We start from the raw sequence: 17816 nt of genomic DNA, 5'->3' as shown, positions 1-17816 counted from the left end.
TGAGGTTCTGCCGTCGTCCTGCCCCGGTTCCGCCGTCGGTGCTGCTGTAGCCACCGTCGTCGGTACCGGGTCGTGCTGCGTCATACTGCGTCGTCCGCACCGGGTCGTACGGACGCCTCGCGCTGAGCCTACGTTGTCTCGCGCACAGCCCGCCGCCGTTGCGCGCCAGCCGCGCCAGACGCTCCGGCGTCAACGCTCGTGGTTGATCTCCTCGATCACTGTCGCGCCCAGCTCCCGCATGATCAGCTCGGGCCCGGTGACCATGCCCTGGCCGTACCCGCCGGCCTCCTCCTCCGGAATGGTCTCGTCGTCGGGCGACATCGGAGGCCGGTCCTGGACGACCGGCGGAGCCGACGGCTGGGTCGCCTGGGCCGACTGCGGCGGCACGGGCGGCGCGCCAGGCGCCGTCGTCGTGGCGGGCTGCTCCCACTGTTGGGACTGCTGGGACTGCTGGGACTGGGCCGGAGGCTGCGGGGGTGGCTGCTGGTGGTACTGCTGTTGCTGCTGGGCCGGCTGCTGCTGCGGCTGCTGCTGCTGCGGTGACCCGAACTGCGGTGCGGTCGACGGCTGACCCTGACCGTAGCCCGGACCAGGGCCTTGCGACGGGCCCTGACCTGGCCCCTGGCCTTGGCCGCCCTGGCCATAAACCTGACCCGCGCCCTGAACCTGACCCTGCCCTTGGCTCTGGCCTTGCCCCGCGGACCGTCCCCCCGCGGTGTCGACCACGCAGTCGATCCGCCAGGACACGCCGAAGGCGTCCTGCAGCGCCTGCTTCAGGACCTCCTCATGGCCGCCGTTGACAAAGCCGTCCCGGCTGCCCGCGTGCTCGAAGGACAACTGGAGCGTGCTCCCGTCGAACCCCGCGACCTGAGCCTGCTGCACCAGCATCCAGGTGACCCGGCGCCGGCCCTTCACCGCTTCGAGCACCTGCGGCCACATCTGCCGCACCTGTCCGACCCCGCCGCCACCGCCCTGCTGCTGCGCCGGTGACTGCTGCGGCGAGTGCTGCTGCGGCGGCGCGACAGGAGCCGCCACGGGAGCAGGCGCGGCAGCCGGAGCCGCCCCCTGCTGCCCTTGCTGCACCTGCTGTCCTTGCTGTACCTGCGAAGCACCCTCGGCCTCTACACCGCCCGGGCCTGCCTGGCTGTCCTGACCCCCCGGTGCGAAACTCCGCGGCACCGGCCAGGCCCCCCGAGGGGCTCCCGCCTGCACCGCAGGCGCCTGCGACGGAGCAGGCGCGGGTACGACGACGGGCGCGGACGGCGGCGCGGAGGCCTGCTGCTGCAACGGCTGGTGATACTGCACCGGCGGTGCCTCGACCACCGGCATCACCCCGCTCCCCGGCATGGAAGGAGACACAGAGGCAGGCATCGACATCGGCGCGGCCTGGGCCGGAGCCGCCCCTCCCTCGAAGGAGGAACGCCGCTCCAGCCGGTCCAGCCGCGCCTGCGTCGAGCGCTCGTCGTCGTACGCGCCGGGCAGCATCACCCGTGCGCAGATCAGTTCCAGCTGCAGCCGGGGCGAGGTCGCCCCCCGCATCTCGGTCAGCCCGGTGTTGACGATGTCGGCAGCGCGGCTCAGCTCGGCCGGGCCGAACTTCGCGGCCTGCTGCTCCATGAGGGCGATCCGGTCGGCGGGGGCGTCAATGATGCCCTTCTCCCCCGCGTCCGGCACCGCCGACAGAATGACCAGGTCACGCAGCCGTTCCAGTAGGTCGGCGACAAAGCGGCGCGGGTCGTGCCCGCCTTCGATGACCCGGTCCACGATGCCGAAGACGGTCGCGCCGTCCTGCGCGGCGAAGGCGTCCACGACCTCGTCCAGCAGCCCGGCATCGGTGTAGCCGAGCAGCGAGGTCGCCATGGCGTATGTCACACCGCCCTCGTCCGCCCCGGCCAGCAGCTGGTCCATCACCGACATGGAGTCACGGACGGACCCCGCACCAGCCCGGACGACCAGCGGATAGACGCTGTCCTCGACCTGGATGTCCTCCCGGCCGCAGACATCGGCCAGGTAGTCGCGCAGAGCCCCGGGCGGAACGAGTCGGAAGGGGTAATGGTGGGTCCTGGAGCGGATCGTCCCGATGACCTTCTCGGGCTCCGTGGTCGCGAAGATGAACTTGAGGTGCTCCGGGGGCTCCTCCACCACCTTCAGCAGGGCATTGAAGCCCGCCGTCGAGACCATGTGGGCCTCGTCGATGATGTAGATCTTGTAGCGGCTGGAGGCCGGCGCGAAGAACGCCTTCTCCCGCAGGTCACGGGTGTCGTCGACACCACCGTGCGAGGCGGCGTCGATCTCGATCACGTCGATCGACCCAGGCCCGCCGCGCGCGAGATCCCGGCAGGACTGGCACACCCCGCAGGGCGTCGGTGTCGGCCCCTGCTCACAGTTGAGGCAGCGGGCGAGGATGCGGGCGCTGGTCGTCTTTCCACACCCGCGCGGCCCGCTGAACAGGTACGCGTGGTTGACCCGGTTGTTGCGCAGCGCCTGCTGGAGCGGACCGGTGACGTGCTCCTGACCGATGACCTCGGCGTAGGTCTCGGGGCGATAGCGGCGATAGAGAGCGAGCGACACGTCACTGACCCTAACGGTCCCCACTGACAAGAGGGGGCCCCTGGAAACGACAGGACCCCCCGTGCACCCGCCAGAGCCCACTTACCCTTGCTGCCTTCCGGCCCTGGGGGAGTTCAGCGAGATAGCGCCACACGAGGGGCTGGGGAACAGCGTAGCGGATCCCCAGCGCCCCCGTGACCACCCCACCCCCAACCCCCCTCCCCGACGACCCCCAGGTCAGCCCGACCAGAACGTGTTCGCGAGCACCCCCAAACGTCTAGTAAGCTCTCCCACGGAGGATTCGCCTAGTGGCCTAGGGCGCACGCTTGGAAAGCGTGTTGGGGGCAACCCCTCACGAGTTCGAATCTCGTATCCTCCGCAGGTCAGAGGCCCTGCACCGGTTCACCGGTGCAGGGCCTCTGCGCTTCCTCAGGCAGCGTTGTCCTGGTTTTTGTCCACAGGGGCGGTATCGGACGCCCCCCAGATCGCTACGGCGATCTTCTGAGCCACCTCCTTGAGCATGGCGTCCGGCACGTGGAGGTACCGGGCCCGCATGCTCGCGGAGGTTCCTGGCTCCCATCCCATGATCTGGTCGATGACACGAGCCGGAACTCCTAGCAGCATGAGGACCGTTGCTGCCGTGTGCCTGGCGTCATGGAGCCGCCCCTCTCGAACCCCCGCGTCTACCAGCAGCCGCTTCCAATCGTGGTAGTCCGTGTTCGGGCTCAGGGGGCCGCCCAGGGGCTTGGTGAAGACATACTCCGACTCGATCCACAGGTTTCCGGCCGCCTTCCGCTCGCGCGCCTGCGTCTCGGCATGCGCTCGGAGCATCAAGACCAGCGGGCCCGGCAGAGGAACGGCCCGCCGGCCTGCTCGGGACTTGGTGTTCTTTGTCTCGCGCCGGACCTGATTCCTGGCCGGGCAGTACCCCGCCTTCCGGCCGCACGGTGCGGTTTCCGGGCAGCCGTGCTCATACCGCGGGCGCAAACGGTTCCGGCGCAGCTTCAGGTACTCGTTGTCCAGATCGACATCAATCCAGCGAAGCCCGAGCGTCTCGCCCTGCCGCAGCCCGAGCGCCAACGCCAACATCCAACGAGCGCTGTTCCGGCGCTTATTGGCTTCCAGCAAGAGGCACTGGATCTCGTCCACGGAGTAGGGCTCAACCTCCGACTCGTCCTCCTCCATTCGTGGGGGCTTCGCCAGCGAGGCAGCATTCTTCGCCACATGGCCGCGCCGCAGCGCCTCCCCCAGGGCAGTTCGGGCTGTGCGGTGAGCCTGATGGGCGGTACCAGCCTTGCGCGCTCCATTCGCCTGCATCCGGCGATACAGGCTCTCCAGATGCTCGGGCTCCAAGCGGTCAAGACGGTGCTTGCCAATGCCAGGAACGAGGTGAACGCGAACAGCGACTTCGTAGCCGTCATAGGTGTTCTCACTGACCGTCGGCTTGGCAATGTTCTCAACCCAGTGCTCAAGCCACTTCCCCACAGTCCACTGCTTTCCGGGCTGACGCGCCGAACCCGTGTCGCGCTGCTTCTCCAGTTTCTTGACCTCCGCCACCAACTCTGCGCGCGTCTTGCGCGTGAGATGTCGGCGGTACGGCTCCCCGTTGTCCTTAAAACCCATGGGCACGCGAGCGTGCCAACGGCCGTCTTGGCCAAGGTAGATCGCGGATTCGCCGTTGGCCCGGCGGGTGCCCCTCTTCTTCTCTGGCAAGGGAATACCGTCCTTTCTGCATTTCGGAACAGGAGGCGGGGCGGTGCCGCTCCCTGATTCGGGAGTGCCACCGCCCCGAGATGCCATCAGGCGGCGCGCTGAGTCGCCCTCTGGCGAGCGACGTACGCCGCCGGCGCGTCGGCGGGGACGCGACGGAGGCGTCCAACCGGGATGGACTCCAGCTCTCCGGTGCGGATGAGCGCGAAGCACGTGGTACGGCCGATCTGAAGACGGCGCGCAGCCTCCTCAACGGTGAGGAGGATCAACGTCAAATCGTCTGCGGTCATGGCCTGCGGCAAGGGCGGGGTTGCGGTGGACATGCGGCTTCTCCCCAGGTGTGAAGCGTTCGCTTGGTGGGTGGTGTTCGGGTGGGTTGGGGTGTCCCCCCTTCCCAGGGATCCGCTACTGCCGCTACTGCCGTAACCGTGCAGCTCAGGGGCATGATCGAAGTAGCGGATAGGTGTGCGGTAGCGGATAGCTGCCGCTACCCAGGGGCGGCGGCAGCTCTCTCGTCTAGGCCGGGCCGGCGGCCTGGTCGGGGGTCGGTAGCGGATAGTCATCCGCTACCGGGGTCTTATCCGCTACCGGGAAGAGGGCTCTGACCTGCCCGGTTACGGCAGTAGCGGCAGTAGCGGATGTCTGGGACAGGGCAGGGCAGTACCGTGCCCAGGCGTCCGTGAGGTCGCCCGCGTAGTAGCCCTTGGCCCCGACGCCGTTGAACTTGATGTTGCGGGGTTTAATGGGCTCGTTGTCGGCGGTGACGTAGTCGCTCAGGATCTTCGCCAGGATCCGGGTGGTCAGCGGCCGGCCATCGACATCGACCCAAGGGGCGTCCTCCATGGCCGTCAGCCGCTCGACAATGACGGCGGTGGGCAGGCGGTCGGCGGCGCCGAAGACCTCCCGCAGGTCGGACAGCAGCCGGATGCCGGCAGAGCCCTTGTCGTTCGCCTTGGCTGCGGTGATCAGTTCGACGCAGGCGGCGCGGGCCCGCTGCGGCCAGGTTCCGCCCACGATGTCCGCCACCGCGAGCAGGGGTTCCCAGACGTCGGCGGGACGATCGTTGACCCCCTCGGGCATCTCGGGGAACGCCCCGTCGATGCGCTCGCGCACGGTGTCGGCCCAAGCGGCGATCCGCTCGCGCAGCTCATGGCCCTGCGGTTCGTGGATGCGCTGCCGGAACGCCTCCACCTTCTCGTTGGGGGCCCGGCGGCGCATCCGGATGACCACGGTGCGGCTCATGATGGTGTCCGGCAGGTAGCCCAGTCCGCCTACGGCCATGGCGGCGTAGACGGGGAACTTCTGGACCTGCTGGTTCGAGCCGTCTCCAACGCACCGGTAGATGCCTCCGGTGCGGCGGTGGCCGGCGTTGATCAGGCCGCGCAGTTCCTCGTTGCCCGCGGCCTTGGGGCCGAAGATCGTGTCGATCTCGTCGAACAGGATGGTGGGGCGTCCCTCCCCGCCGGACAGGGAGCGGAACAGGGCGGAGTGGCTGGCGTCGGTGGTGGTCATCGGCCGGGGTACCAGCATCTCCACCACCTCCAGGGCCCGCGTCTTCCCGCTTCCCGGTTCCGGGGACAGGAACGCCAGGCGCGGGGTGGACTCGAACGCGTCGAGCAGGTGGGCGTGGGCGTCCCACAGGACAACGGCCACATAGGCGGCCTGCGAGGGGAAGACGTTGAAGCGGCGGTGGAACTGCTCGATCTCATCGAGCAGCGCGGCCCCGTCCAGTGGGGGCGGGGTGGGCGAGTTGGCGGGGGCAGTCATCCGCATTCCTCCTGATAGGTGATGCGTTCAGGACTGTCCACAGGCTGTGGACGGCCCCGAGCAGGTGTGTTTGCTGAGGTGAAGGGCGAAGAGGGCGGCCTGCGGCCGACGACTTGAACAGCGCCGCAGGGTGGTGCGGTGGCCGGTCGGTCCGGCGGGGCAGAGTCGTACCGGGGCACCCTGATGGCTCTTAAGGCGGGGGCGTCAGGCGGCGCGGGTGCTGTTGTGGGCGATGGACCAGTTCAGGGCGCTGGTGATCACCGGGTCGATCTCGCGCGGCAGTAGGCCGGCGCACTCGCCCGCTGCCTTAAGAGCGTCTTCGACCGCGGCACGTGCCAGGGTGCCGGTGGCGACGAACCTGCCCAGGGCCCGCGCGGCACGGGTCAGGGCGGCGTTGCGGGTGCCCTCGGGTGACCTGGCGACGTTCAATGTCTCGTTGCGCAGGGCTGCGTCCGCGTACCCGGACCCCGAACGGCTGCTCGGCAGCACGGCGTGGCGGCGCGGCGCGGGGGCGGGGGTGAGGGCCTGGAGCAGCCAGCGGGGCAGTGGAGCGGGGTCGAGTAGGTGGTTCATGTCGTACGGCTGGTCGTTGACGATGCTGCCCGCGCCGACGACGTACCCGCCCCATCCTCGGGTGTCCACCAGCGGGGCCAGGGTGCCGGCGGTGTTGCCCAACCTCGCCCCGGTGGGGGCGGTGAAGTACAGGTGCCACCCGCCTCCGGCGGTCCGCACGCGGCGCGTGATGGGCACCTCGTGTCCGGCGCGCTCGCAGAGCGCCTTGAAGGTCGTCATGCCGTCAGGCATGTCCGCACTGCTGTTGCCCTTGGGCTTGTCCAGGTCCACCACCAGCAGTCCCGCGGGGCCGGTGGCCACCCCGATGTTGTACGGGGCCCGCTGCCAGGTGGACCGGATCAACTCCGGGTCCAGGGTGGCGCGCTGCTCCCACTTGCGGTGGCCGGTGGTGCAGGGTTCGGTGCCGGGGCAGTGGTCGGCTCCGTGCAGGGCGGGGCGCTTGGTGCCCGGTCGCAGCGGGAACACGGGCCACCCGTGCCAGGCGGCGGCCAGGGCGGCGCTAAGAAGGAACTCGTTCGGGGTCATCTGTCTCCCTCGGGAACGATTCGGGCACCCCCGCCAGAATGGCCGGGGTACCCAACTGCCTTTCCTAGAAAGGGGGTTCGTCGCTGAAGCCACCGCCAGAGGCACCAGTGGCGGCGTGGGCGGGGTTCTGCGGCACGGGGGCACTGCTGGCCCACGGGTCCTCCGCAGGGGCCGCTGCGGGCCCGCTGGAGCCGTTGCGCTGGGCGCGGGTGATGGTGGCGTTGGCGAAGCGCAGCGAGGGGCCGATCTCGTCCACCTCGATCACCAGGGCGGAGCGCTTGTCACCCTCGGGGGTGGTCCAGTCGTTCTGCCGCAGCCGGCCGGTGACGATGACGCGGGTGCCCTTGGTCAGGGACTCGGCGACGTGTTCGGCCAGGTCGCGCCAGGCGGAGCAGCGCAGGAACATGCCCGTGCCGTCCGTCCACTGGTTGGTGGTCTTGTCGAAGCTGCGCGGGGTGGAGGCGACGACGAAACGCGCCCACGCGGCACCGCCGGGGGTGAACGTCAGCTCGGGGTCGGCGGTCAGGTTGCCGACGATGGTGATCGGGGTCTCTCCGGTGGACATGCTGGGGTGCTCCCTTGAGGATTGGCGATGGCGCGCGGGGGGTGCGGTGGCGGTCACGCGGCCCTGGTCAGCGGGGGACGCGCGGCCATGTGCAGGGCGTGGATTTCGGCGTAGGTGGAGTTCATGTGGGCGTCGTGGTCGGTGTGGAACCGTTGGATCAGCGCGAGGCAGGCGGCTTGGCCTTTGGCGGTTTCCGAGCGTCCGCACTTGCATACGTAGTCGGCTTCGGGGGGTGGTGCTTCGCGCCAGGTGGGGGCGTAGATGCGGATGCCGGGCCATTGGAGGCTGGGCATCATGTCCGGGCTCGCGTGGGGCCAGCGGATGGCGCGGGGATGGGTGGTCATCGCCTCAAGCCGCCGCTTGGTTGCGTCCTGCGGGCAGCCCGGTGGATGGGGCGTTGAGGTGCGCGGCGGCGTGCTGTCCGATCAGGTGGGTGTAGGCGGGTGGGATGGCCTCGCGCAGCGCGAGATGATCGGCGGTCCAGTCGATGCCCTTGGCGGTCTGCATCTCGGGCACGGTGGCTTTGCCTCCGCCGTTGCCGTAGGCGGCCACGTACGGGCCCTCGAAGACTTCTCCGTGCCGCCACCCGCGCACCCGGCCCCGGTGCTTGAGGTGGACCGGCTGCGGCATGGTCCAGCCCGCAAGCTCGAAGTAGCGGTGTTGGAGTACTCCGAGGTGGAACATCTCCCCGCACAGGGTGATGTCCTTGCGCACGGTGGAGCCGGGGACGTTCTCCATGACCGAGGGCCGGCCGGTGGTGCGCAGGGCATTGCGGGTGGGGGTGATCAGGCGCGGGTGGTGGCGGCCCGTGGCGAGGTTGCGGGCGGCGTTGCTGCCCTTGGTCGGTGCTCCTTCGCCCTGACAGGGCGGGGAGCCGTGGTTGAGGTCGAAGCGGTACCCGTGCTCGGTGATGAACGCGATGGCGTCGCCCTGCACGAACGCGAACGGGTAGGCGGGGTGGGGGTCCTTGTCGATCCCGTAGACGTCGAACCCGGCCAGGTAGTAGCCCATGCCCGCACCACCGTCGCAGCAGAACGCGTCCAGCACGGTGAGCCCGTTCCACGGGCGCGCGGGCAGCCAGGACGCGGGCCCGCGCTCGAAAAGGCCCCTCATGCCGCCTCCCCCGCCCCGGAGTCACGAGCGGGCAGGGCGGGCAGCCCTGCGGCGCTGATGGCAGCCGGACTGAAGCCGGGGAGAGCGGCTCGGGCGGCCAGGGCCCGTTCCAGGGCTGCCGCGTACGCGCCGGCGGACTGGGCCACCTCGATCTGTGCGCGGGCCCGCATCGCCTCCACGGTCTCCACGTGCCGGTGGTCCTCATGGCGAACCGTGGTGGTGCGCTCGAATGCAAGGGTTTCGCGGCGGTCGGTGCGCCAGTGCTTCGCCGACAGAACGTAGGCCAGGACCGTGGCCACCGACCAGAGCAGCAACGGTAGGGCCCACCCCGTGGCGTAGGCGGCCACCCCCGCCAGGGCCAGGGTGCCGGCGGCGGTGAACGCGATGGTGGAGGTGGGGTCCTCGCGGCGGCCGGTGGTCATGCCACCTGCCACGGCCGATCCCAGGGCCAGGGTGGTCATCAGCGCGGCATCGCCCACGCTGTGGTGCGCGCCGTTGGCGGACCAGATTCGGGCCAGGATCAGCACGGTGCTGGTGGTCAGGGCGGGGAGGGTCTTGGGGGTGAGGTCGAGCAGGGACAGGGGTTCGCGGGTCGGCATGGCGGTGGTTCCCTTCTGCTCAGTGGTGGGCGATGGCGGTGACCATGGCGGCCAGGAAGTGGGTGACGGGCACGCCCATGCCGGTGCCGGCCAGGGTGAAGCCGGACAGCCACACGAACAGGCCGCTTCCGATGCCGACTTTCTTGGACCAGATCAGGGCCACCGTGATGGCGCCGGTGACGAACGCGAGGGACAGGGTGATGAGCACGGCGGGTCCTTCCGGGTGGCTGCCGGGGCACGGCGTGCCCCGGCAGCGCGGTCGGTGGTGCGGGTGGTGGTGCGGTCAGCGGGTGCCCTCGCGGTGCAGGGCTGCGGCGAGGTTGAACAGGTGCCGGCCGATGCGGATCCGGTAGCCGGTGGTGCGGCAGCGGCGGCAGTCCTTGCCGCGCTTGACCCGTCCGCGCCGGTCGGTGCGGGTGGCGAAGCCGAGTCCGTTGCACTTGCGGCAGCGGCCGAACGGCGAGGCCGCACACAGTGCGCTGTAACCGAGAGTGATGACCAGTAGGCAGGCGAGGGCAGCGAGCACGGGGTATCTCCCAAGGGCTCGAACAGGGGTTTTCCGGGGTTTGCGCTGATGGGCTGCTAGGTGCGAGGTGGCAGGCCAGGGCGGGTTTGGGTTGCTAGGAAGGGTGCTAGGTCTAGCAGGGGCGGTTGCTAGGCCTAGCACCGGTTCCGGTCAGGCTTCGGGCTTGTCCCGCTTACGCTCCGTCATCGCGGTGACGACGTCGGCGCGGGCGATGCCGCGGCGGGTGGTGCCCTTGCCGCCACCGGTCGGGGTGCCCCACACGTCCTGGGCGGTGATGCCCAGCGGCTTGAGGTTGGCGGTCACGGTCTCGGCCTTCCACCCGCCGTAGACCTCCGGGCGCAGGTCCGCCAGACGCAGTGCGATCTTCTCGTTCCACACCTTGTCCTCATCGACCGGTACCACCGCCGCGACGTCGGCGAGCAGGTCATGGGCCGGGGTGGTGTCGGCCGCGGGGGCGTGGCCCGCGGCGTGGCCGGTGACGTTGCCGTACTTCTCGCGCATGACGCGGGCACGGGCCACCACGGTGTCCGAGGCCGGGCCGTCGACCAGGGCCGCGCACACGATGCGCGGGTCATCGCCCTCGCCCGCCATCCACGCGATGCCCTTGTCCGAGCGGGAGAACATCGTGGCCCGGTAGCCGGCCTTGTACATCGACGTCCCGAGCACCATGTCGTTGGCGATGTTGCCCATGACCTTGAGGCAGAACCGCAGCACGGCGTTGGCGCTGATGCCGGTGGGCAGGGATTTGGCGTCCGGGCGCTGGGTGCCGAACATCCCGATGATGCCCAGCGCGGGGCCTCGCTTGGTGATGTCCTCGCAGATCGCTTCGATCTCCGCCCCGTAGGTGGGGTGCTCGAATGCCTTCTGGCACTCGTCCAGCGCCACCATGATCGGGTGCAGGCCCAGCTTCTTGTCGTCCGCCAGTGCCGGGGTGACCTTGCGGTCCGGGCAGAGCGCGCTGGGCAGGGTCTTGATGACCTTCGCGCGGCGCGTCAGTTCCTTGCCCAGCTCCAGCAGGGAGTCACGGACGTACTTGATGTCCTCCTCCTCCTCCCCGGAGCGGTAGCGGTGGCAGACCGGTTCCAGTGGGGCGAAGTCGCCGGTGCCCTTGAACTCGAACGCGTGCAGTTCCGCCCGCGGGTCCAGCGCCCCGATCAGCAGCAGCACCCGCATCAGGAACGTCTTTCCCATGCGCGGGATCGACCCGACGACCACGGAGGCGAACATCAAGGTGACGGTGACCGGTGCCATGCGCTGGTCGTTGCCGAACACCACGGGCTTGAACAGGTCCACCTGCCCCTCGTTCAGCAGCGCCCACGGCGGCTTCTTGGTCTCGTTCATGGGCCGGTCCCCCACCCACAGCACCAACGCGCCCTCGTGGGAGTCGGGGTTGGGGGCCGGCCACACGCACCCCAGCTTGCGGCGCAGCCCGGAGGCCAGCGCCTTGCGCTTCTCCATGATCTCGTCGGGGGTGGCGCCGTAGGGGAGGTCCAGCTCGGCGCGGTAGCCGGGTCCGTCGCGGGTGATCTCGGAGGTGAACTTGATGCCCTCGCCACCCTTGGCCAGGGCCTTGTTGATTTTGTCGTTGCCGATCGCGCCCAGGGCGCGCAGCACGATCGAGGTGGTCAGCTTCTCCAGCTCGGTGCGCAGGACCGCGGGTCCGATGATGGGCTTGTCCGCGGCCTGGCCGGCCATGCCCAACGCGAGGACCGCGGCGCCGGCGAACGCGAGCAGGAAACCGGGCGCCATGACGTACAGCGTCAGCGCCAGGCCGATCCCGAAGACCGCGGCCACGGTGGTGACCAGGCCACGCCACCGCACATGCCGGTCACGGGCGCGGGTCAGGGTCATGTACTCGCCCGCGTCCTCCGACCGGACCGCAGCGGCACGCAGCGGGGCGCCTTCCAGGTCCCACACCCACTTGTTGGTGGCGGACAGGAACCGCACGGCGCCGCGGGGGGCGGTGCCGGCCAGGCGGATCCCGTAGTAGGGGGTGCGCAGGGTGTGGAACGCGGTCGCGTACCCCATGCGGGATGCGGTGTGGGCGGCGGCGGTGGTGAACTCGGTGCGGGTCCGCAACCAGGCGGGCACGATCGGGCGGCGCTTCTCCAGGGTGATCCCAGGCTTGGGCAGGTTCGGCGGGTCCGCCGGCACCAACGCCGGTGCCTCGCCCTCCTCCTGCTCGGTCAGGTACACCGAACCCAGCGCGGGATCAGCGAGGGAGAGCGCGGCGGCGGGGTCACCGTCGCGGGCGGTGCGGGCCTTGTCCAGGTCCAGCACCTCCCCGTCGGAGGTGTTCAGGTCGGCTTCCAGGCGCGCGAACAACTCGCGCTCCGGGTCGCCCCCGTTCGAGGGGTGATTCACTTGGGGTTCCTTCTCTTGTGCGTCCTTCGGGATGTGCGGGATGGGGTGCCGGGGCACGGCGTTTGCTGGCAGGCGGTGACGTGCCCCGGCGGCAGCGCTACAGGGCGTCGCGGTCCATGGCGAAGAACAGCACTGTGAACCGGTCGGTGCCGACCTCGGTGGCCAGGTGTTCGCGTACGGCCTTGTAGTAGGCGGTGCGGGTGGTGCCGGGGGCCAGGGGCTGGGTGGTGCCGTCGTAGGTGGCCTGCATGCCGTTGCCGGTCTGCACGGTCATCACCCAGTGGTAGACGGTGCCGGTCAGCTGGCCGGTGCTGGTGCTGGTCGGGGTGCTCATGTGCGTTTCCTTGAGGTCAGGCCGCTTGTGCGGCGCGTGGTGCCATGGGGACGGAAGGACGGCGCGGGTCAGTGGTCACGGTGACCGGTGGCGCTGTTCGTTCAGGCGGCCCTGGCCTGCGGTTCGGCGCACGGAACGCAGCACCCCAGCGAGGTGGGGATGACGTATCCGGCGTCGGTGCGGCAGGTCGGGCAGGTGCGGCGCGCGAGCATGGCCGCCGCTAGAGCCGTGGCTTTGGCCGGCGTCATCGCGCGCACCGGACGGGCCAAGTCGATTCGGTACAGGTAGGCCACCCGCGGGCCAGCGGTCAGGCGGGAGAACCACATGAGCTGAGCGGCCACCGGCTGACCCGCCGGCCGCAAACCTCGGGCCCGCAGTTGGCGGCGCGTGGCCAGGCCCTCGGGCGCCAGGTGGTACGGGTAAGTCGGGGTGCCGCCGAAGCGCTTGCCGGTGGGGTCGTAGAACCTCACGGAGTCTCGCGCTCAGCGCGCAGCGCGTCCCGCAGCGTCCGGGCATTGACGGAGCTGGTGTGCACGGCAGCCCGGATGCGGTCGGCCGTCAGCTCGGCATCCGACCACGTCACGGTCGCCAACCGGGCCTCGCTCAGCAGCTCCGCAGCACTACGGGAAGGACGCCTGTTCTTGGCAGCAGTCGGCACGGAGCCGGTTGCCCGCCGCGGCCGACTGACCACCGCGGGAACCGACACCGGCACCGGGGCGGGACCGACCGCCGGGACGGCCGACGCGGGTGCGACCGGCGGCAGGGCGGGTGTCACATAGACCGACGTCAGCGCAGTGGGGTCGGCCGACTGTTCCAGGTCAGACACCGACCCTTTTGTAATGGTCTGTGCCGTCTGGTCGGTGTCCGGCTGGTGATGCAGCACCTTGGCCACCAGGTCCGCACCGAACGCGATCGACCCGACCGGAAGCGACGTTGCCAGCAGCATCAACGCCCAGTTGGCCGGCGACCAGTCGGCCAGCTGGACCCGGTGGCCCGACTGGATCGCGGCCACCAATCCGTGGTCGTAGTTCAGGACCAGCGAGGCGGCGGTGTAGGCGGCCAGCACGAACTGAGCGAACTTCCGCGGCGACTTCACCGCGGTATCCGGCAATACCAGCGCGGCCACCAAAGCCAGCGCCATCAACCCGTCCACGACCACCGGGTACAACAGCGCGGCAGTCGGGTCGGCTCCAATAGCCCGTGCCACGTCGTGCAGCGCGTTCCACGACACCCGGAACGCCATACCGACCACCGCGGCCAGCGCCAGGACAAGCAGGATCTTCGGACTGCGGTTCATCCCCGATCACCCCCCGCGATCGCGTCGGCCGCCAGGGCGGCAAAGCGGAAGTTGACCAGGTTCGGCCGGCCTCCCAATTCGAGGGTCTCGCAGGTGCCGCGCAGCAGGACGGCCAGCGCGCGAACTGCGCTGCGCAGGTTGTCCACCTCGCCAAGCAGGTCCTCAACCGCGTCGTTCAGCTCGCAAGAGCCGGCGAACTCGTCGTCCGGCATCAGGCGGATCGCGGCCAGGCGCTCCGGGGCGATACTCATGCCGCCACCTGCCCCAGCAGGCGGGTCCTGCCGACCTTGCCGGAACGCGGCCTGCTGGCGAGCAGGGCGGCCACGTCCGGGTAGGCGACCTCGATGAACCGGCCGGGGTTGGCTGCCCCCAGGAGCCCATCGGCGTGGTCGGCCAGGTCCGGGGCAGTGCGGCGCAGGTCCTCCAGGATGTCGCTGGCGGCGGCTAGGCGGGCGGCCCGCTCAAGGTCTGACTCCCCACCGGAGGGGCCGGTGAACAGTTCGGTGTCGATACCGAGGGCGAGTTCTGCGAACTCGCCCTCGTCAGCGGCCTCATGGCCTGCAACGATGTTTCGCATGGGTCGTGCGTCCTTCCAAGTGGGAACGGCCCTGAGCGGCCCCGGTGTTCGAGCACCGGGGCCGCAGCCGTAGTAGTGGGTCGAGCAGATACGGAGGTGCGTGCGCACCTCCGCCGTGATGCGGGTGCCGGACTGCTCCGGGGGCGCGCTGGGTGGGTCTCGTATGGGCGCTGGTGGCCTGCTTGTTCCGGAGAGAACCCCTCCCGGAGGTCGTCGCAGCCACCCTGACCAGCGCCGTTCTTTTGAGTCGGCTGCGTGTCCCATGTACGAACCACCGTCTTAAGGGCGGTCCGAGGTGTCAGGGCGTGAGCCCTTTCTCTGCCGACTGGTCTCCACTCACCCCGGCGGGCACGACACGTCCGGACTACGGTGGTGGATCACGCTCTTGAGTTGTTTAGGTGTGCTGAGCAGCCCAAAGAAGGCCCTCATGAATCAAGTTTGCGGGTTTGTGGGCAAACCTGCGAACTGAGAATGAGACTAACGAGCCCTGCAGTCGAACGCAAGGGGTTTGCCCGCAAACCCGCATCCTGAGAGACTGGTGCCATGGAGCCTCAACCCACGTCAGTGCAGCCACCCATCCAGCTCCGGATCGCAGATGACATCCGCATGCAGATCGAGCGCGGCGATCTGAGGCCAGGAGACTCGCTTCCAACGCTCGCAGCGCTGTGTCAGCGCTGGTCAACCTCAATGAACTCCGCTCGTAGCGCAGTTGGCCTACTTAAGGCCCAGGGGCTGATCACGGCCGGCCGGGGGAAAGCACCCATCGTCCGCGTCCCGCCCAGTCGGGTCATCCGCTCCTCCGAGAGGCACCAGGCAGAGAAGGATCTGGCGCGTCTCCCCGAGAGTGACAGGGCAGCGGTTGGCGAGGCCGAGACAAACCTAGGCATGTCAATAGGCGATCAGTCTTTCACATCCAAATACGACGTAATTGCAGCTGACGCAGAAATTGCTAAAGTATTCGGGATCTCCGAAGGTGAGCCCATGCTGCGGCGCCGTTACGAGTCGACGGACGTCCGCACCGGACACCTTCTGTCGTCAAGTATTTCGTACATGCAGACCTCTCTGATTGAGGCCAACCCGGCGCTACTCGACGAAAAGAATGAACCTTGGCCCGGTGGAACTATGCATCAGCTCTCGACTGTCGGTATCGAAATCGAATCCATTGTGGATGAGGTTACTGGTCGGATGCCAACCACGGTCGAAGCGCAGCTCTGGGGACTGTCGGAGGGGGTGCCACTTCTCCTATGCCGCCGAATCTCGCTTGATTCGGATGGTCGAGTGGCCGAGGTGTCGGACGCAGACTACCCCGCAGACAGAACGGAACTACGATTCGTCACGCCCCTCAAGCGGTGGCGTAAGCGACGCAGTTCGGGGAAGCAGTCTGGGTATGACCTCCAAGGAGACTGACGTGTCAGAAAATCTCAGCAAGGAAGATGAATCTTTCCTGCAATACGCGATTGACCTCTCTCGTCATTCCCTGGAAGACGAGGGCAAGACTCCCTTTGGGGCAATCGTCGTAGTAAGTGGTGAGATTATCGGCGAAGGAACGAGTAGCGTTGTGGAGCTATGCGATCCGACTGCCCATGCCGAGGTTATGGCATTGCGAAATGCAGGTGCCGCAAAGCAGAAACATCTCTTCGAAGATGGCGTTATGTACAGCAGTAGCGAACCATGCCCAATGTGCCTAATGGCCTGCTACTGGGCACGCCTGCCGCGTCTGATTTTCGGAGCAACGAGCTATGACGTTGCGGTCAATGGGTTTGAAGACCTCCAGCTTTACCGTGAACTCACCTATCCCGCAGAGCGCCGGCAGTTGCACGGGATCTCCGTGGAGGGTGACTTGCGGAGCCGGGCTGCTGATGTCCTGGCCTCATGGGCTGCCGGCCTGCCGTTCGAGGTGGAGCCCAAGCTGTAGATGGTGATGCTGATGGTGTAGGCGGATGGCCTCGCTTCCCCGTCTCGTTCAGCTCAGTTCGTTGTCCTGGTCTTTGTCCAGCGCGCTAACGGTCGCCGCCGTTCACCGTTGCACACGCCCCCTGTCTGAGCTGCCGCGCGAACGCCCCTGACCGGCCCTGATTGGTGGTGCGGACAGTGGGGCAGCGTGACAACAACGGCTGACAACAACAGGGGTGCACGTGGCCGATACGGGGTGGGCACAGCACATGGAAAGATTCGCTTCAGGGCCCGATCAGGGCTGCGCATATGGTGCTTATCATCCCAAGGATTGGGAGGAATGCACCCTAAGGATCAAGAGGTCACCTCGTCGGATGGTCACTAACAATGATGGGTTCGGGTGTCCGTAGGTCGATGGGCCGGGGGATCTCAAAGTGGTCGAATGGTTTCGCTGGCAACCTTTGCAACTCGCCATCCCACCGTCGCACCCAGTGCAGTCCGGCAGTGTCAGTGAAGGCGATTTCGGCAGCTGGTCTGCGCTGCATGCCGCCCCATCCCTCCGGGGCAGGGACGCTCCACACGCCCGGTGGAAGAGCCGTCAGACAGATCTGATGGTTAGGTAGGTCCAACCCCTTGAAGTCTTCCCCGCGGTGCGGTGCGGCACCTTGGGCGAATACCATCGTCGCTACCACGTTGTATACCGGAGTGTCAGAACGGTTGAGCAAGGACAGAGAGCTGGCGTTCTCACCGCCAGAGAGGCCCCCGTACCAGGCCGACAACTTAACGGCCTGCTCTCGGTCTTCCCGAACTCGGGTTCCCTTTTCAAACTTCGTGCGCACCGCGCGTTCACGACGCAGCGCGGTCAGGGCTGCCCACCAGGCAGCGCCAGTGGCTAGGGCGGTCAGCCAGGTTGGGAGGTCACCGAGATCAATTTTCACGTTCCTATTCTGCCCTGAGCAGGTGGCATGCCGTCTGTCGTCTGCTCTGCCGGATCGTGTGGGCCAGCCGTGGACCAGCATGGCTGGCTCGACGTTGCCTGGCGCATCTATCCCCTCTCCACAGGCCGAAGGGTCGTTGGGGGTTAAATGCTTTGGTCTTCAAATCTGCCACGATGGGAAACGGTTGCCGCATGTCCGGGCTAGGCTGACGGCGCCCATGCGGTTGAGTATCCGTCTCGATTTTCGCCCGGTTCATTCCTTGGTCGATCCGGAAAAGAGCAGGTGGGACGGCCTTGAGCCTCTCAGCGACCGTAGGGTTGGGCCGGACAAACATACTTGGGTCTCGGCCGGCGCATCGCCCAGGATGGCAGCGACAACCCACGGCGGCATGGTGAGATGGCGTCCCGCCAAGTGGTGTAGCCGATCAAGGCGCCAAACCCGCAGCTCACAACCGGAACCGCTGCTCTACCGAGCCGCACCGTGCT

The 17816-nt window shown here is 68.3% G+C and carries 19 protein-coding genes, 1 tRNA gene and 1 other RNA gene; 3 read left to right on the top strand and 18 right to left on the bottom strand.

The window, feature by feature from the left end; genetic code table 11:
* Positions 1 to 189: 189 nt before the first annotated feature.
* Positions 190 to 2571 (bottom strand): DNA polymerase III subunit gamma and tau, encoded by a 2382-nt coding sequence (locus tag ACXKR8_RS27995; protein ID WP_458267343.1) that lies wholly within the window; start codon positions 2569 to 2571, stop codon positions 190 to 192.
* Positions 2572 to 2616: 45 nt separating this feature from the next.
* Positions 2617 to 2715, bottom strand: an RNA gene (gene ffs, locus ACXKR8_RS27990) — signal recognition particle sRNA small type.
* 129 nt (positions 2716 to 2844) lie between these two features.
* Here ffs and ACXKR8_RS27985 point away from each other — a divergent pair.
* Positions 2845 to 2929 (top strand) — tRNA-Ser (locus tag ACXKR8_RS27985).
* Positions 2930 to 2979: 50 nt separating this feature from the next.
* Here the strand turns inward: ACXKR8_RS27985 and ACXKR8_RS27980 are convergent.
* The 16 genes from ACXKR8_RS27980 to ACXKR8_RS27905 all read right to left on the bottom strand — a co-directional run bounded on the left by ACXKR8_RS27980 (position 2980) and on the right by ACXKR8_RS27905 (position 14500).
* Positions 2980 to 4263, bottom strand: a complete 1284-nt coding sequence (locus tag ACXKR8_RS27980) for a tyrosine-type recombinase/integrase (RefSeq protein WP_458267342.1) — start codon at positions 4261 to 4263, stop codon at positions 2980 to 2982.
* An 86-nt stretch (positions 4264 to 4349) separates the two neighbouring features.
* Positions 4350 to 4583 (bottom strand): excisionase family DNA-binding protein, encoded by a 234-nt coding sequence (locus tag ACXKR8_RS27975; protein WP_458267341.1) that lies wholly within the window; start codon positions 4581 to 4583, stop codon positions 4350 to 4352.
* A 193-nt stretch (positions 4584 to 4776) separates the two neighbouring features.
* Complete coding sequence (locus tag ACXKR8_RS27970; RefSeq protein WP_458267340.1) at positions 4777 to 6027, bottom strand: DUF3631 domain-containing protein; 1251 nt, start codon at positions 6025 to 6027, stop codon at positions 4777 to 4779.
* A 204-nt stretch (positions 6028 to 6231) separates the two neighbouring features.
* Positions 6232 to 7125 carry a bifunctional DNA primase/polymerase gene (locus tag ACXKR8_RS27965; protein WP_458267339.1) on the bottom strand — a complete coding sequence of 298 codons (894 nt, stop codon included), beginning with the start codon at positions 7123 to 7125 and terminating at the stop codon, positions 6232 to 6234.
* Positions 7126 to 7189: 64 nt separating this feature from the next.
* Positions 7190 to 7690, bottom strand: coding sequence for a single-stranded DNA-binding protein (locus ACXKR8_RS27960; RefSeq protein ID WP_458267338.1), 501 nt, complete (start codon positions 7688 to 7690; stop codon positions 7190 to 7192).
* A 53-nt stretch (positions 7691 to 7743) separates the two neighbouring features.
* A complete protein-coding gene (locus tag ACXKR8_RS27955) occupies positions 7744 to 8034 on the bottom strand; it encodes a hypothetical protein (RefSeq protein ID WP_458267337.1) in 291 nt (96 codons plus the stop codon).
* A 4-nt stretch (positions 8035 to 8038) separates the two neighbouring features.
* Positions 8039 to 8803 (bottom strand): DNA cytosine methyltransferase, encoded by a 765-nt coding sequence (locus ACXKR8_RS27950; RefSeq protein ID WP_458267336.1) that lies wholly within the window; start codon positions 8801 to 8803, stop codon positions 8039 to 8041.
* Entirely contained in the window at positions 8800 to 9402 is a 603-nt protein-coding gene (locus tag ACXKR8_RS27945; protein ID WP_458267335.1) for a hypothetical protein, read from the bottom strand. The genes ACXKR8_RS27950 and ACXKR8_RS27945 overlap by 4 nt, the downstream gene beginning before the upstream one ends.
* Before the next feature lie 19 nt (positions 9403 to 9421).
* Positions 9422 to 9610 (bottom strand): hypothetical protein, encoded by a 189-nt coding sequence (locus ACXKR8_RS27940; protein WP_458267334.1) that lies wholly within the window; start codon positions 9608 to 9610, stop codon positions 9422 to 9424.
* Between the two features lie 75 nt (positions 9611 to 9685).
* Positions 9686 to 9928 (bottom strand): hypothetical protein, encoded by a 243-nt coding sequence (locus ACXKR8_RS27935; protein ID WP_458267333.1) that lies wholly within the window; start codon positions 9926 to 9928, stop codon positions 9686 to 9688.
* 150 nt (positions 9929 to 10078) lie between these two features.
* Positions 10079 to 12292, bottom strand: coding sequence for a cell division protein FtsK (locus ACXKR8_RS27930; RefSeq protein WP_458267332.1), 2214 nt, complete (start codon positions 12290 to 12292; stop codon positions 10079 to 10081).
* A 97-nt stretch (positions 12293 to 12389) separates the two neighbouring features.
* Positions 12390 to 12626, bottom strand: coding sequence for a hypothetical protein (locus ACXKR8_RS27925; RefSeq protein WP_458267331.1), 237 nt, complete (start codon positions 12624 to 12626; stop codon positions 12390 to 12392).
* Between the two features lie 101 nt (positions 12627 to 12727).
* Positions 12728 to 13096, bottom strand: a complete 369-nt coding sequence (locus ACXKR8_RS27920) for an RRQRL motif-containing zinc-binding protein (RefSeq protein WP_458267330.1) — start codon at positions 13094 to 13096, stop codon at positions 12728 to 12730.
* On the bottom strand, positions 13093 to 13923 hold the full coding sequence (locus tag ACXKR8_RS27915; RefSeq protein ID WP_458267329.1) for a DUF2637 domain-containing protein: 831 nt from the start codon (positions 13921 to 13923) through the stop codon (positions 13093 to 13095). The genes ACXKR8_RS27920 and ACXKR8_RS27915 overlap by 4 nt, the downstream gene beginning before the upstream one ends.
* Entirely contained in the window at positions 13920 to 14174 is a 255-nt protein-coding gene (locus ACXKR8_RS27910; RefSeq protein ID WP_458267328.1) for a hypothetical protein, read from the bottom strand. Before ACXKR8_RS27910 ends, ACXKR8_RS27915 begins: the two co-directional genes overlap by 4 nt.
* The gene (locus ACXKR8_RS27905; protein WP_458267327.1) at positions 14171 to 14500 is read right to left on the bottom strand and encodes a hypothetical protein; all 330 of its coding nucleotides are present in this window, start codon (positions 14498 to 14500) and stop codon (positions 14171 to 14173) included. The genes ACXKR8_RS27910 and ACXKR8_RS27905 overlap by 4 nt, the downstream gene beginning before the upstream one ends.
* Before the next feature lie 543 nt (positions 14501 to 15043).
* On the opposite strand from ACXKR8_RS27905, the gene ACXKR8_RS27900 reads away from it, so the two are divergent.
* Both ACXKR8_RS27900 and ACXKR8_RS27895 read left to right on the top strand, forming a co-directional pair.
* Positions 15044 to 15907 (top strand): GntR family transcriptional regulator, encoded by an 864-nt coding sequence (locus ACXKR8_RS27900; protein ID WP_458267326.1) that lies wholly within the window; start codon positions 15044 to 15046, stop codon positions 15905 to 15907.
* Position 15908: 1 nt separating this feature from the next.
* Complete coding sequence (locus ACXKR8_RS27895; RefSeq protein ID WP_458267325.1) at positions 15909 to 16415, top strand: nucleoside deaminase; 507 nt, start codon at positions 15909 to 15911, stop codon at positions 16413 to 16415.
* Positions 16416 to 17816 lie beyond the last annotated feature (1401 nt).

This window comes from Streptacidiphilus sp. PAMC 29251 (assembly GCF_054208735.2).
This window is presented reverse-complemented; position numbering and strand designations above follow the sequence as displayed.

Bases quoted from the DNA above. Each gene is read 5' to 3' on its own strand.
- ACXKR8_RS27975 (WP_458267341.1), bottom strand. From the start codon at position 4,583: ATGTCCACCGCAACCCCGCCCTTGCCGCAGGCCATGACCGCAGACGAT.
- ACXKR8_RS27910 (WP_458267328.1), bottom strand. From the start codon at position 14,174: ATGAGTATCGCCCCGGAGCGCCTGGCCGCGATCCGCCTGATGCCGGAC.
- ACXKR8_RS27970 (WP_458267340.1), bottom strand. From the start codon at position 6,027: ATGACTGCCCCCGCCAACTCGCCCACCCCGCCCCCACTGGACGGGGCC.
- ACXKR8_RS27900 (WP_458267326.1), top strand. From the start codon at position 15,044: ATGGAGCCTCAACCCACGTCAGTGCAGCCACCCATCCAGCTCCGGATC.
- ACXKR8_RS27950 (WP_458267336.1), bottom strand. From the start codon at position 8,803: ATGAGGGGCCTTTTCGAGCGCGGGCCCGCGTCCTGGCTGCCCGCGCGC.
- ACXKR8_RS27965 (WP_458267339.1), bottom strand. From the start codon at position 7,125: ATGACCCCGAACGAGTTCCTTCTTAGCGCCGCCCTGGCCGCCGCCTGG.
- ACXKR8_RS27945 (WP_458267335.1), bottom strand. From the start codon at position 9,402: ATGCCGACCCGCGAACCCCTGTCCCTGCTCGACCTCACCCCCAAGACC.
- ACXKR8_RS27960 (WP_458267338.1), bottom strand. From the start codon at position 7,690: ATGTCCACCGGAGAGACCCCGATCACCATCGTCGGCAACCTGACCGCC.
- ACXKR8_RS27925 (WP_458267331.1), bottom strand. From the start codon at position 12,626: ATGAGCACCCCGACCAGCACCAGCACCGGCCAGCTGACCGGCACCGTC.
- ACXKR8_RS27915 (WP_458267329.1), bottom strand. From the start codon at position 13,923: ATGAACCGCAGTCCGAAGATCCTGCTTGTCCTGGCGCTGGCCGCGGTG.
- ACXKR8_RS27905 (WP_458267327.1), bottom strand. From the start codon at position 14,500: ATGCGAAACATCGTTGCAGGCCATGAGGCCGCTGACGAGGGCGAGTTC.
- ACXKR8_RS27955 (WP_458267337.1), bottom strand. From the start codon at position 8,034: ATGACCACCCATCCCCGCGCCATCCGCTGGCCCCACGCGAGCCCGGAC.